We start from the raw sequence: 14108 nt of genomic DNA, 5'->3' as shown, positions 1-14108 counted from the left end.
ATTTCCATAACAAGGAGAACACATGGACTCTGAACACTTTGCCATTCATGCCGCACTGGCTCTGACGCGGCAGAGCGACGGCCATGCACTCAGCAGCCAGGTCATCCAGATCCTGCAGGGGCTCCCCTATGTCACAAACGCCACGGTGTATGAAGTCTTCACCAAGCAACGCATTAAGGGTACAGATGTCGATCTAAGCGGCGCAGTGGTCAGGAAATTCTGCAACGGTCTGTCGAGGGATGCCCTCTCCATCGGCAGTGAGAGCGGACTCACCCAGTGCCTGCTGGACAATAGCCCGGTCGAGGTAAAGCAACAGGAAGCTCAGGGCGTGCGGCTGGTATTTCCGGTCAAAAGCGGGGTCAACCCAGCCCGGCTGGTCGCCGTGGAGGGGGAATCATTCTCCCCTAGGCAGCGGGTCGATCTGCTGCAGATCATCGAACTCTACACCAACCAAACGCAGATTATCGACGCCAAGGAGCGTGACAAACTCACCGGCCTAATGAACCGGGAAACCTTTGAAAACCATCTGATGAAGATCGCCCAGATGCAGACAGAGGTAGGGAGTAACTGCGCCTGGCTGGCCGTGTTGGACATCGACCACTTCAAACGGATCAACGATACCTACGGCCACCTCTACGGCGATGAGGTACTACTGCAATTTGCGCAACTGATGGAGCGCACTTTTCGCTATACCGACATCCTATTCCGCTTCGGCGGTGAAGAATTTATCGTGCTGATGACAGAGACCACTGGCGAGGTGGGCGCAAGGGCCGCGGCAGAACGTTTTCGCGAGACCATTGCCTCCTACAACTTTCCTGCTGTGGGGCAGGTGACCGTCAGTATTGGCTTTACCGCGGTCACCTCCAAGTTACTGCCTACTGACCTGATCGACCAAGCCGACCGGGCGCTCTACCACGCCAAAGAGAATGGCCGCAACAGGGTGGTCAGCTATTCGGAGATCAGTCAGGTAGACGGTGACGACCACGATATAGCGAAGCAGGAACTCTTCTGACCCCACGACATTAATCCTTGATCATTTGCGGGGCTTCCTAACCTGCGAGGGAGTGACAGGGGGTAGTCGAGCTCACCAAGATGGATGGCAGCGACTCTCTGCGACTGATGCGCCCGATGGTGATGCATGAGGGTTGTGTGAAGTGCCACAGCCACTTGGGTTTCAAAGTGGGCAATATCCGCGGCGAGGTCAGCATCTCGATGCCACTGGCTCCTTACAAAACGGCCACCGAGCAGAGCCTGCGCAGCCTCGTCATCTCCCACACCCTGCTCAGCGATCGCAGGTGCTGAGCCGGCGAAAGGGATTTGCTTTCGCCAGACGAAGCGGTTTTACTGCTCCGTCCACTTCTCAAGCCTGAACAACATGCTGACGAATATCCTGCTTGCGTTGAACCTGCTGCTGCTGGCTCTTATTGGTTGGAAACTACATCTATTCGGACGTGATCTGCGCACGCAGACAGATGCTGTAAAGCTAACGGAGTTGCGCTCTGAGCTTGCCGGGCAGTTCAGCCAGCTGGTGATCCAGCAGTCGCTGCTCGATCGACTCAATCTGCACCAGGGCCTGCCCTATTCACCAGGCTGGTCGGCCAGCCCAGATTTTCTGGAACTGATTGTCGAACACTGCCTGGAGCAGCGGCCGGGCCTGGTGTTTGAGTGCAGCAGCGGGGTCACCACACTGATGTTGGCGCGATGCTGTTCGATGAATGGCACCGGGCATCTCTACAGCCTGGAGAACGGTGCAACCTACGCGGCCAGGACACGCTCACATCTGCAACGATATGGATTGGCTGAACAGGGAACGGTGATCGATGCACCGCTGCAGGAGGTCGAACTGAAGGGGAAGCGCTTTGCCTGGTATGCGCCCGACAAGATCCCGGTTGGAGAAGTGGATATGCTGGTAATCGACGGTCCACCGGGGTTCATCCAGCAACATTCTCGTTTTCCGGCCCTGCCCCTGTTGTATGACCGTTTGGCGGATGGTTGTGTGGTGTTCCTCGATGATGCGGCGCGGCCTGACGAGCGGGAGATCGTGTCGATGTGGCAGACGCTCTACCCTGACCTGGAGTGTGACTATCTCGATACCGAGCGCGGCTGCGCACGATTGGTGGTGCATAAGAGGCGTTGATCAACACTAAGAGGCGTTGTACTGCACCTGCCACTCCTGCAGGGCGGCGCTCAGCTCACCGCTGGCGCCGATACGTTCCCAGAACTCCGTGAAATCAGCCTTGGCATTCTCGAGGCGAAATACCATCTGCTGTGGCTTGTCGCGCAAAAACAGCGCGATGTTGGCCTCGATGGTGTCGAGGTAGTCCTCGGCCAGCGCTTGGCTGGTCTGATCCGACTGAGCGCCAAGCAGGATGCCTTCACGGTAGGCCTGCATGATGCCGAACTCACTGCGTTTGGCGAAGCTGGCTGCGGTGGCGGCAGGATCGCGCTGCAGGTGCACGTAGAAGGCGCCGGCGCCGTAGGCGCGCTCGAGCCGGCCGAGGAACCAGGCCAGGCGATTGTCGGCCTCGATGTGCTGCTCGGGGTAGGCAAGGCGCTGTGGACCGAGCAGTTGAATCCGCGATTCGTGCGCGGCGCTGAAATTGTCGATATACCGGCAGGCCTGAATGAAGGTGGTCGAGCCACAGCGCCCGCTGTTGAGAACAAAAACGTTCATCTGGCCGTCCGCTCCGGTTGCATGGCGCCAGTCGGGCAGAGACTCTCCAGCACGCGCTGCCAGCTATCCTGGTCGGCGGCCAGATCACACAACGCGCTCAGCATCTGGGCGTGGCGACGCTCACGCTTGGCCGGCTCGGCGATGATAGAATAGCCGCAGGCGCCGTCCCCAAAATTGTGCTGCATATTGGCGATGAAGCGAACGAAGTCGGCACGCGCATCGACCAGCCCGGGGTGCGCCTGCCACCACTGCGCCGGGTCGGCGAACAGACTCTCCAGCCGTTCCAGTTTGTTCAGAATCTGCGCCTGCTTGGCGCTGTAGAGCTCGAACATGCGCTCTTCTGTAGCGATCAGGCTCTGTTCGATCGTGGCGTTCGAGAGCGACCTAGCCGGGTAGCCCCGGGCAGTGAGCTGTTCAACGGTGAACAGCATCACGTCGCCGAAGAACTGGCGTTCAAACTCGCCGCACAGATCGATGCGGTCATTGCCGTGCTCGATGCCGGGGCGGAACTCCGACTGGCCCAGTCCTGCGACGGTACGCTTGTGCAGCATCGGCAGGTTGACCGAGACAAAGCCGGGGCCGATCTCGGCCTTGATTAAGCGTCCCATCACCGGGCCGGCCATGCGCAGCTTGAGGCTGGCAAACGGAATACCGAAGCGCAAAGCGGAGGGGCGAAAGATGTAGTTGCCGGTGTAGATGGTACGCGCCGACTGGATCCCCGCATGCAGCTCCGCGGGCTCGTAATAGCTGTGTCGGGTTGGATGCTCACCGTCGAAGAAGCGGTTCAGGCGCACCGCGAAGTCGGCAAAGCAGGCCGCATGGTCATGCGCTCCGTCCAGGGTACAGTGGTAGTCGTACCTCGCCACCTCAGACTTGAAGCCGAACAGGTCGGCCATGTCATGGTAGGAGGCATCACTGACCTTGTCGCCATTGGGTTGGTGGAACTGGCAAGCCTGCGAGGCATCCAGCTGCGCCATTCGTGACAGAAAACCCAACACGTCTTCGAGAAAGTTACCGGCCATCACCGCCGGCGATACTGGCGGATCACCAACCACCTTGCCAGTCAGCACCTGTGCGTCCGTTGTGGTGAAGATGCGGTCGAGCTGATGCAGGTAGTTGAGCGCGTAGAGGTTGCGCTCGCCTTGCGCAGTATCGATCCGCACCCGGAACTCCTGGTCGCTGTCGATACAGTAGAAGAGCTGCCTGGGCTGCGCTGGCAAACGGCTGGCGAGGTGGAGATAGGCGAGGTTGCGGGTGATCGAAGCACCCTTGTGATGCAACGGTTCGCCGCTGCCGAGCATACGCTGCAAGGCGCTGCGACTGCTCACCGACAGGCGAGCGAATAGCTCACGCTGGGCGTCGGCACCGAAGTACTCAGTGGTCAGGCCCCGGGCAGTGAAGTCGGCCGCGATCTCGCGATGGCTACGCTGGTTGGCGTGCTGCTCGCTGTCGTCGGCGAGCAGCACGCTGACGTGGGTGAAACGGCCATCCCGGTAGCTACCGTAGCGGTAGAGCTGGCACAGCTCAAGCAGGCTGGCCAGGCAACTGCGCAGGTGTTCGGGGCGGTCGGCAACCGGGATCACCACTACAAAGTGGTGACGGCGGTCGTCCGAGTCGGCATCGCGCTGTTGCTCGAACTCGCGGAACAGCGCCTGGTAGAGCGCCAGCAACTCGGGCTGCACGCCCCCGCTCCAGAGTTTTCTTTCCAGCCACTCCAAGGCATCGCGATAGACCTTGTCCGCAGCGGAGCCGTGCGGTCTGGCCAGCCAGGCGCTACGCAAGGCCTCCGTGGAGGGCTCTACAGCAAAGCGCTCGAACAGTTGGCTGAGCAGGGATGAATCGGCTACAGACATGCGCGGAGCAGCCTTACCTCAGCGCCGCGAGCGATAGTTAGGAAAGGCATTCTTGTCGATCAGGAGCTCGATCAGGTTGATCCCGTTGTGCAGGTCAGCCTGCGCGAACAGGCTCTCCAGATCCGCCTCGCGCGCGACCCTGTAGTATGCGATGCCGAAGGCCTTGGCCAGGTAAGCGTAGTCGGGATTGACGAAGTCACAGCTGATCAGGCGCCCGTCGTACTGTTGGACTTGGTTCTTGCGGATCAACCCCATGCTGGAATTGTTGAACACCACAACATTCAGCTGCTTGCGGTAGTTGACCGCGGTCATCAGCTCCATCGCGCACATTTGGAAACCACCGTCACCGAGCACCGCGAAGGCCGGCAGTTCGAGGGCGAAGCGTGCGCCGATCGCCGCCGGCACCGCGTGCCCCAGCGAGGAGATACCCGAGTTGGGGTGATAGTGGTTGCCCGCGGCGACATGGAAGAGATTTTGCGCATAGATAATGTTGTCGTCGAAGACCACCGCATCCCGCGGAAAATGGCGTTCCAGCTGCGCGAAGAACGCCTCGACCAGTTCGAAGCCCGTTTGCAGGATGCGCTTCGCGCCGCCACTGGCCTTGAGTTCAGCGATCTCCGCCTGCGGCCCGCTGGCGGAGGAATGCTCGATGCCGTGACGCTCGAGATAGCCGAGGATGCCGTCGAGGGTCTCGCGGATATCGCCGCAGAAGGCGATGTCGGCATCGAACACCTTTTCCAGTTGTTCCTGGTCGTTGTCGATCTGCAGCACCCGTCTGCTCTGCAGCAGGCTGGGCTCCCAGACGTAGCTGGTGCGTTCGTTGAAGCCGGCTCCCAGCACCAGGATCAAGTCGGCGCGCTCGACAATATACTCGTGGGCTTCACCACTGGAGGTAACGCCGAGGCTGCCCAGCGACAGCGGCGCGCGTTCGTCGATTACCCCCTTGGCCTTCAGGCTAGTGGCGACCGGGATGTTCAGCGTCTCGCTGAGACGCGCCAGGACCTGCTGCGCCCCGGAGCGGATACAGCCAAAGCCGGCCAGGATCACCGGGCGCTGCGCCTGCACGATCATCTCCACCAGGGCGTCGATCGTACTGCTGTTGCTGCGGATGGTATGGGTATGGCGTTCGGTCTTGATACCGTCGAGGATCGACGCATCGACCAGTTCCTGCTGCACATTGAAGGGCAGGCTCAGCAACACCGGGCCGGAGTTCGGGGCCAGCAGGATCTTGGTGATCTGGGTCAGCACCTGAGGCAGATAGTCGGTGCGCTCGATGATCTTATTGTAGCGGGTGATGCCCTTGAACAGCATCACCTGGTCAATGCTGCCACCCTCGCCAGAACTTTCCTGGAGACCACCCTTGCCGTAGATATGGGTCGAGGTCTCGCCGGTGATGACCAGCATCGGCTGCTTATCGGCATAGGCGCTGGCGACCCCGGTGATCAGGTTGGTGGCGCCTGGCCCGGCAGTGGAGATACAGGCACCGATCCGCCCCGAGGCTCGCGTGTAGCCGGCCGCCATGAAGGCCGCGCCCTGCTCATGCTTGGTCAGTATGGTCTCGATATCGGCAGCATAGAGGGCATCGTACACCGGCAGGATATGTGCCCCGGGTATGCCGAAGATGTGTTTGATGCCCAGACGCTCCAGGTACCTGACGATGAGTTCACTGACTTTTATCTTCATGCCGATGAATGGTTCCGGTATGCGCAGGAAACCCGTTTGCTATGCCCCTCCCGGGCCGCAAGGTAGCTAAGTTTAACCGCAACCGCGTCCACTCCAAACCCGGATTTACAGCGGGGTGGTGCAGAAGATGCGAGGAGGTTATCGAACGATCGAAGTCCGTGTTGAGGATTGCCTCCCTGCCACCCATGACGCCCTCCGTGGCGTTGCGTGAGGCATGGGTTCAGGGTCGTAGGCACCGGACAGGACAGGATTGCGCTGGCTGTTCAGCCGGCTACTTTTGGGCGTTGCGAAGGCGTGGATCAGTTCTTCGACTTGTCCACGATCTTCTTGATCCACGGCATCATAGCCCGCAGCTTCTCACCCGTCTGCTCGATCGGGTGGGCGGCATTGAGACGGCGGTAGGCGGTCATCGAAGGATAGTTGGTCTGGCCTTCAAGGATGAACTGCTTGGCGTACTCACCGGTCTGGATGTTGTGCAGCGCCTCGCGCATCGCCTTCTTGCTCTCCTCGTTGATCACCTTGGGGCCGGTCACATACTCGCCGTACTCCGCATTGTTGGAGATCGAGTAGTTCATGTTGGCGATGCCGCCCTCGTACATCAGATCGACGATCAGCTTCAGCTCGTGCAGGCACTCGAAGTAGGCCATCTCCGGGGCATAACCTGCCTCGGTAAGGGTCTCAAAGCCGGCCTTGACCAGCTCCACCGCGCCGCCACAGAGCACCGCTTGCTCGCCGAACAGGTCGGTCTCGGTCTCGTCCTTGAAGGTGGTCTCGATGATGCCGGTGCGGCCGCCGCCGATTGCGGAGGCATAGGAGAGCGCGGTCGCCTTGGCGCTGCCGCTGGCGTCCTGGAAGACGGCGATCAGGTCGGGGATGCCACCGCCCTTTTCGTACTCGCTGCGCACGGTGTGGCCGGGGGCCTTGGGGGCGATCATAACCACATCAAGATCCTCGCGCGGCACGATCTGGTTGTAGTGGATGGCAAAGCCGTGGGCGAAGGCAAGGGCCGCGCCCTGCTTGAGGTTAGGGGCGATCTCGTCGCGGTAGAGGGCAGACTGGAACTCATCCGGGGTGAGGATCATCACCAGATCGGCCGCCGCCACCGCTTCGGCCACCGGCTTGACGGTCAGGCCGGAGTTCTCCGCCTTGATCACCGAGGGGGAACCCTCGCGCAGGCCGACAATGACATTGATGCCGGAGTCTTTCAGATTATTGGCATGGGCGTGGCCCTGGGAGCCGTAACCGATGATCGCGACCGTCTTGCCCTTGATGATGGAGAGATCGCAATCTTTATCGTAATAAACGTTGATAGCCATGTTGTTTTCCTTCGGAAAAATTTTGAATTCTTAATCTTGAATCAGGGTTGAGTGCGCTCCGAGCACCACTCAACTCATCATTCAAAATTCATAATTAATCATTGGCCCAGCAGAGCCTCAGAGACCCAGCCCCTTGTCTCCGCGTGCGATACCGGAGGGGCCGGTACGCACCACCTCGACCACCAGATCTTCATCCACCGCATTGATAAAGGCGTCGAGCTTATCCGCCTGGCCTGTCATCTCGACGATGTAGCTGCTCTCGGTGACGTCGATAATCTTGCCGCGAAAGATATCCACCAGACGCTTGATCTCCTCACGCTGGCCCCGTTCGGCGCGCAGCTTGATCATCATCATCTCGCGCTCCAGATGCTCGCCTTCGGAGAGATCCAGCAGCTTGACCACCTCCACCAGCTTGTTCAGCTGTTTGGTGATCTGCTCGATGATCTCATCGCTGCCACGGGTCACCAGAGTCATGCGCGACAGGCTCGGGTCATGGGTCGGCGCCACCGTGAGCGACTCGATGTTGTAGCCACGGGCGCTGAACAGGCCGGCCACCCGGGAGAGGGCGCCGGATTCGTTTTCTATCAGTATCGAGATAATGTGTCGCATCAGACCAGCTCGCTCTCCGGTGACAGGTACATCTCGTGGTGGCCCTTGCCCGCCGCGATCATCGGATAGACGTTCTCCGCCGGGTCGATCACCACGTCCATGAAGACCAACCGATCCTTCATCGCGAAGGCCTCCTTCATTGCGCCCTCCAGGTCACCGGGCTTTTCGATGCGCATGCCGACATGGCCGTAGGACTCCGCCAGCTTGATGAAGTCGGGCAGCGCCTCTACATAGGAGTGGGAGTAGCGGCTGTCGTAGAAGAACTCCTGCCACTGACGCACCATGCCCATATAACCGTTGTTGAGCAGCATGATCTTGAGCGGCAAGGCGTGCTGCGTGCAGGTAGCCAACTCCTGGATACACATCTGGATGCTCGCCTCACCGGTAACCAGCGCCACCTCCTTGCCAGGGTGGGCTAGCTGTACGCCCATCGCCGCCGGCAGGCCGAAGCCCATGGTGCCGAGGCCGCCGGAGTTGATCCAGCGCCGCGGCTTGTCGAAGCTGTAGAACTGGGCGGCAAACATCTGATGCTGGCCCACGTCGGAACAGACGAAGGCATCGCCCCCGGTGATCCTGTGCAGGGTCTCCACAGCAAACTGGGGTTTGATCGGCCCGTCGTCCTTCTGCTCGAACTTGAGGCAGTGCATGCTCCGCCAGCGCTCGATCTGCTCCCACCAGCGGGTCAGCGCCTCGCTGTCGGGACGCTTATTATGCCCTTTGAGCACCTTCAGCATATCCTTCAGCACCTGCTGCACCGGCCCGACGATGGGGACATCGACCCGCACGTTCTTCGAGATCGATGCCGGGTCAATATCGATATGGATGATCGTCGCGTTCGGGCAGAACTGCTGCACATGGCCGGTCACCCGGTCATCGAAGCGGGCACCCACGGCGATCAGCACATCGGTCTCGTGCATCGCCATATTGGCCTCGTAGGTGCCGTGCATGCCGAGCATGCCGAGAAAGTGGCGGTCACTGCCTGGATAGGCGCCGAGGCCCATCAGGGTGTTGGTGATCGGATAGTCGAGTTCACCCACCAGCTCGGTCAGCTCCTTGGAGGCATTCCCCAGCACGACGCCGCCACCCGTGTAGAAGACCGGCCGCTCCGCAGCGAGTATGATGTTGACCGCCTTTTTGATCTGCCCCAGGTGACCCTTGGCCACCGGATTGTAGGAGCGCATCTTGATCTTCTTTGGATAGTTGTAGGGGATCTTGATGCCCGGATCGGTAATATCCTTAGGGATATCGACCACCACCGGGCCGGGTCGACCAGTGGTGGCAATATAAAATGCCTTCTTTATGGTCTCGGCCAGATCGTCGAGGCGCTTCACCAGAAAATTATGTTTGACGCAGGGACGGGTGATACCGACTGTGTCGACCTCCTGGAAGGCGTCGCTGCCGATCACCGGGGTCGGCACCTGACCGGTCAGCACCACCATCGGGATCGAATCCATATAGGCGGTGGCAATGCCGGTAACCGCATTGGTCGCCCCCGGACCAGAGGTGACCAGCGCCACCCCGGGCTTGCCAGTCGAGCGGGCATAGCCATCCGCCGCATGGGTGGCGCCCTGCTCATGGCGCACCAGGATGTGTTTCACCGCATCCTGTTGGAAGATGGCATCATAGATATGCAGTACGGCTCCTCCCGGATAACCGAAGACATGCTCGACGCCCTCGTCTTTCAGCGCTTGAACGACGATCTCGGCACCACTCAGTTCCACGTCAGTGACCTCCAGACATACCCCGGCACGCCGGGCAGAACGATATCAAAACGGCACAAACTACTAATACTGCACGAATAGGTCAAGAAGAGCACACGCGACCACCGTCACTACGGTTCCGATCCCTGCTTGAGAATCAGCAGCAGTGACGCATAATAGAGCAAATCATCAGACAGACCCCGCATCGATCATGCAGACACCAGCCCCTACCGCAGCCGCCCTACTGCTGCTCATCAGCCCTCTCCTACAGGCGGAGACCAGCTACCGCTGGGTCGATGAAAACGGCGTCACCGTCTACTCGCAGAGCCCACCCCCCCAAGGCGAGGCCACAATCATCAACCACAGATATCAAAGGGAAACGAGCGCTGGCAAGCCAACCGGGAGAGCGCGCCTCAACGCTCTGCGCCAGCAGCTGGAGGACCGACAAGAGGATCGCCTGCTGCAGAAACAGACCCGGCAGCAGGCGGATCAGCAGAAGACGCTGAAACAACAGAGGTGTCAGAGTGCACGCCACAATCTGGCGACCCTCCAATCACTGGGTGGTCGCAGACTGCGCACCGCCGATGGCCAATACCTGCGCCTCACCGAGGAGGAGCGCCAGGCACGCATCGCAACCGCGCAGCAGCAGATCAATGAAAACTGTGGTCGATAGGGTCAAGGGAGGAGAGAGATGCCACTGCTGAAGATCCAGACCAACCAACCGATCGAGCCAGACCAGCATAAGTCGCTGCTACGCAAGGCCTCTGCCGAAATCACTGCACTGCTCGGCAAGCCGGAGCGTTTCGTCATGGTCTCCCTGGAGCAGAATCCCGAGATGCTGTTCGCCGGCAGCGACGCCCCCCTCGCCTACCTAGAACTGAAGAGCATCGGCCTGCCCGGCGAGCGCACCCGGGAGTTCTCCGATGCCCTCTGTCACCTGATCGCCGATCGACTGGGGATCAGCGCCGAACGGATCTATATCGAGTTTGCCGACGCCCAGCGCCATCTGTGGGGGTGGAACGGCGCCACCTTCGAACGCTGAGCGGTCACCCCTGCAGCATGCGCGTGGTTACACCGTCGATGACCTGACGCCACGCTTGGCGGGTCGCCTCATCGAGGTCCGGATCGGTCTCATCCACCGTTTCCAGCAGTGCATCACGCCAGCCATTGAAATAGGCCCGCTTGATCTCCAGCCGCTGATGGATCTTGCCCAGCATCTCCAGATACATCGTCAAGCCGGGCTTACCCTCAGCGGTATCCGCCACCATTTCCAGGGTGATTGCCAGCTTCTTCTTCAACTGTGCCATGTCACGATTCTGAAACACCCGTGCGATATTCGGTGAGCTTTCGATAAAACGTTGGTAGAACAGATCGTAGAAGGCCGGATCACCGGTTGCCCGCTGCAGACTCGCCTGAAACAGCGCCAGATCACGCTCGGCTTGGTTGCTCATCTCTCTCATCTCACTGCGATGGATCTCGACGGCAGAAGCTGTGCCGCTCACTCCATCCGAGTATAGGCATGCACACACCACGCCGGAACGAAGCCGGTCACGTCTGGGCCAGCCGTCTGGCGCCTCGCCCTATTTTGCTTTCAACCAAGGCATGGCGCAGAATCCTGCACGGGAGGATAACCATATTGTTTTCAGGGACGCTGAATATGCGCAGCTTTCTACTCTTGACCGCCCTCGCCCTGTGCGCCAACACATCCAGCCTGTTTGCCGCCGACACCAAACCCCACCAAACCAGCGCCACACTGATGCCAGCTTGGCAACACGCGATAAAAACCCAGGATCTCAAAGTAAGACGTGAACTGGCAGAGCGCATCACCCAGCTCAACACCGACGCCAAGCGACGGGACAAGCTGATGCGAGAGGCGCGGCACCGCGCAGTGCTCTGTAAACACTGTCACGGCGAGGATGGCAACGCAGTACGCGAAGGGGTGCCCAGTCTCGCCGGCCAGAACCCGATCTATCTGGTCGACCAGTTCCAGCGCTTCGGCGACGGCCGCCGCTACGACTTTTTCATGGGCGGGCTGGCTAAAAGCTTCTCCCAGGAGGACAAGATCAAACTCGCGCTCTACTATTCTCAGCAACAGATGATTCCAACAGGCGGCGGACGCAGCGAACTGATGGAGCAAGGAAAACAGCTCTACCACCGCTTCTGTGTCGAGTGTCACGGTGCGGATGGCCGCGGTGAGAGCGGCTACGCTCGCCTGGCCGGGCAGCGACCGGAATACATCATCAAAATCCTAAAAGAGTTCCAGAACCTGAGCGGACGGCGCGGCAACCCCTGGATGACCGCCCGCGCCAAGCAGCTGCGCACCCCGCAAGAGATCGAAGCGGTCGCTAGCTATCTTGCCCACCTGGAGTGACCTGCCAGCCACGCCCCGCGCATGCAAACAGGTGACCCTCCGCGCCGCTCAGGCTAGAATCCCGCCTTTTCACTATAGGCCCACCACAGGATCATCATCCCATGCGCACCTCCGAGTTCCCGCTGCAGACCGTCAAGGAAACCCCCGCTGACGCCGAGACCGCTAGCCACAAGCTGATGCTGCGCGCCGGTATGATCCGCAAACTCGCCGCCGGTCTCTATACCTGGCTGCCGCTAGGGCTGCGGGTGCTGCGTAAGGTTGAAGCCATCGTGCGCGAGGAGATGGACCACGCCGGTGCGCTGGAGCTGCTGATGCCGGCGGTGCAGCCCGCCGAGCTGTGGCAGGAGTCAGGCCGCTGGGAGCAGTACGGTCCGGAGCTGCTGCGCCTCAAGGACCGCCACCAGCGTGAGTTCTGCTTCGGCCCAACCCACGAGGAGATCATCACCGACCTGGCACGCAACGAGCTACGCTCTTACAAACAGCTGCCGGTCAACTACTACCAGATCCAGAGCAAGTTCCGCGACGAGATCCGCCCCCGCTTCGGCATAATGCGCGCCCGCGAGTTCCTGATGAAGGATGCCTACTCCTTCCACGCCGATCAGGCATCACTGCAGCAGACTTACGAACGCATGTACCAGACCTACTCGCGCATCTTCAGCCGCTGCGGCCTCGACTTCCGCCCGGTGGCGGCAGACACTGGCTCGATCGGCGGCAACGCCTCCCACGAGTTCCACGTGCTGGCCGACTCCGGCGAGGACGCCATCGCCTTCTCCACCGAGTCGGACTACGCCGCCAACGTGGAGCTGGCCGAGGCCATCGCCCCCGCTGACGAACGCCCCGCCCCCTCGAAACAGATGGAGCTGGTCGACACCCCCAACGCCAGGACCATCCAGGAGCTGGTGGAACAGTTCGAGCAGCCGATTGAGCAGACCGTGAAGACCCTGATCGTGGTCGCCGACGAGGAGGACGAGACGGAGTTGGTGGCGCTGCTGGTGCGCGGCGACCACGAGCTGAACGAACTCAAGGCGGAGAAGCTGCCACAGGTGGCCAGCCCACTGGAGATGGCCAGCGAGGAGCAGATCCGCGCCGCGATCGGCGCTGGCACCGGCTCCCTCGGCCCGGTCAAGCTGCCAATCCCCTGCATCGTTGACCGCACGGTGGCGCAAATGGCCGACTTCAGCGCCGGCGCCAACATCGACGGCAAACACTACTTCGGCATCAACTGGGGCCGCGACCTACCAGAGCCGGAGCAGATCGCCGATCTGCGCAATGTGCGCGAGGGTGACCCGAGCCCCGATGGCAAGGGCAGACTCACCATCGCCCGCGGCATCGAGGTCGGCCACATCTTCCAGCTCGGCCAGAAGTACAGCCAGGCGCTCAACGCCACTGTACTCGATGAGAACGGCAAGGCGGTGGTGATGACCATGGGCTGCTACGGCATCGGCGTATCACGGGTGGTGGCCGCTACCATCGAGCAACACCACGACGAGCACGGCATCAGCTGGCCCGCCTCCATTGCCCCCTTCCAGGTGGCGATCTGCCCGATGAAACTGCACAAGTCAGCGCGGGTGCGCGAGGCGGTGGAGCAACTCTACACCGAGCTGCAGGCCCTTGGCATTGAGGTGCTGCTGGACGACCGCGACGTGCGCCCTGGCTTCATGTTTGCCGACATGGAACTGATCGGCATCCCACACCGGGTGGTGATCGGCGAGCGTTCGCTGGATCAGGGCAAGGTGGAGTATCGCGGCCGCAACGATAGCGAGAATAGCTTCATCCCGCTGGATGAGATCGTCGCCCACATCCGGCAGCAGTTGGCCTGATCTCACTTCGATAGGTCGGGCCACGCCCAACATATCTTTTCTTTCGAGCGGTCAAAGACGGCGGCGAAGGGCCCTATGAATC

Annotated in this window: 14 protein-coding genes; 7 read left to right on the top strand and 7 right to left on the bottom strand. The window is 60.7% G+C overall.

The genetic code is table 11. The features are described 5' to 3' along the window. Positions 1–22: 22 nt before the first annotated feature. The 3 genes from Ga0074115_RS02455 (at position 23) to Ga0074115_RS02445 (ending at position 2137) form a co-directional block, all read left to right on the top strand. The gene (locus Ga0074115_RS02455; RefSeq protein WP_057955222.1) at positions 23–1012 is read left to right on the top strand and encodes a GGDEF domain-containing protein; all 990 of its coding nucleotides are present in this window, start codon (positions 23–25) and stop codon (positions 1010–1012) included. 80 nt (positions 1013–1092) lie between these two features. Next, positions 1093–1302, top strand: a complete 210-nt coding sequence (locus Ga0074115_RS02450; RefSeq protein WP_232432863.1) for a c-type heme family protein — start codon at positions 1093–1095, stop codon at positions 1300–1302. A gap of 73 nt (positions 1303–1375) precedes the next feature. Then, positions 1376–2137 carry a class I SAM-dependent methyltransferase gene (locus tag Ga0074115_RS02445; protein ID WP_057955223.1) on the top strand — a complete coding sequence of 254 codons (762 nt, stop codon included), beginning with the start codon at positions 1376–1378 and terminating at the stop codon, positions 2135–2137. A 6-nt stretch (positions 2138–2143) separates the two neighbouring features. Here the strand turns inward: Ga0074115_RS02445 and Ga0074115_RS02440 are convergent, their stop codons facing one another. The 6 genes from Ga0074115_RS02440 to Ga0074115_RS02415 form a co-directional block, all read right to left on the bottom strand. Then, positions 2144–2674, bottom strand: a complete 531-nt coding sequence (locus Ga0074115_RS02440) for a hypothetical protein (protein WP_057955224.1) — start codon at positions 2672–2674, stop codon at positions 2144–2146. Beyond that, on the bottom strand, positions 2671–4527 hold the full coding sequence (locus Ga0074115_RS02435; RefSeq protein WP_057955225.1) for a hypothetical protein: 1857 nt from the start codon (positions 4525–4527) through the stop codon (positions 2671–2673). The genes Ga0074115_RS02440 and Ga0074115_RS02435 overlap by 4 nt, the downstream gene beginning before the upstream one ends. 18 nt (positions 4528–4545) lie before the next feature. Further along, positions 4546–6210 carry a thiamine pyrophosphate-binding protein gene (locus Ga0074115_RS02430; protein ID WP_060528171.1) on the bottom strand — a complete coding sequence of 555 codons (1665 nt, stop codon included), beginning with the start codon at positions 6208–6210 and terminating at the stop codon, positions 4546–4548. 299 nt (positions 6211–6509) lie between these two features. Then, positions 6510–7520: a ketol-acid reductoisomerase gene (gene ilvC / locus Ga0074115_RS02425; RefSeq protein WP_057955236.1), complete on the bottom strand. Its 1011-nt coding sequence runs from the start codon at positions 7518–7520 to the stop codon at positions 6510–6512. Between the two features lie 123 nt (positions 7521–7643). After that, complete coding sequence (gene ilvN, locus Ga0074115_RS02420; protein WP_005961320.1) at positions 7644–8135, bottom strand: acetolactate synthase small subunit; 492 nt, start codon at positions 8133–8135, stop codon at positions 7644–7646. Continuing rightward, positions 8135–9856: an acetolactate synthase 3 large subunit gene (locus tag Ga0074115_RS02415; RefSeq protein WP_057955227.1), complete on the bottom strand. Its 1722-nt coding sequence runs from the start codon at positions 9854–9856 to the stop codon at positions 8135–8137. Before Ga0074115_RS02415 ends, ilvN begins: the two co-directional genes overlap by 1 nt. Before the next feature lie 190 nt (positions 9857–10046). Between Ga0074115_RS02415 and Ga0074115_RS02410 the strand changes: the two genes are divergently transcribed. Then, a complete protein-coding gene (locus Ga0074115_RS02410; RefSeq protein ID WP_057955228.1) occupies positions 10047–10508 on the top strand; it encodes a DUF4124 domain-containing protein in 462 nt (153 codons plus the stop codon). 18 nt (positions 10509–10526) lie between these two features. Beyond that, positions 10527–10877, top strand: coding sequence for a phenylpyruvate tautomerase MIF-related protein (locus Ga0074115_RS02405; protein WP_057955229.1), 351 nt, complete (start codon positions 10527–10529; stop codon positions 10875–10877). A 4-nt stretch (positions 10878–10881) separates the two neighbouring features. Here the strand turns inward: Ga0074115_RS02405 and Ga0074115_RS02400 are convergent, their stop codons facing one another. Then, complete coding sequence (locus tag Ga0074115_RS02400) at positions 10882–11286, bottom strand: globin (RefSeq protein WP_057955230.1); 405 nt, start codon at positions 11284–11286, stop codon at positions 10882–10884. 206 nt (positions 11287–11492) lie between these two features. Here Ga0074115_RS02400 and Ga0074115_RS02395 point away from each other — a divergent pair, with 206 nt between their 5' ends. Continuing rightward, positions 11493–12206: a c-type cytochrome gene (locus Ga0074115_RS02395; protein WP_057955231.1), complete on the top strand. Its 714-nt coding sequence runs from the start codon at positions 11493–11495 to the stop codon at positions 12204–12206. Positions 12207–12307: 101 nt separating this feature from the next. Continuing rightward, on the top strand, positions 12308–14026 hold the full coding sequence (locus Ga0074115_RS02390; protein ID WP_060528170.1) for a proline--tRNA ligase: 1719 nt from the start codon (positions 12308–12310) through the stop codon (positions 14024–14026). Positions 14027–14108: the final 82 nt, after the last annotated feature.

It is taken from the genome of endosymbiont of Ridgeia piscesae, from assembly GCF_001443665.1.
Taxonomy (GTDB): domain Bacteria; phylum Pseudomonadota; class Gammaproteobacteria; order Chromatiales; family Chromatiaceae; genus Endoriftia; species Endoriftia persephonae.
The sequence above is the reverse complement of the archived record's forward strand: the minus strand, read 5'-3'. Positions and strand labels throughout refer to the sequence as shown.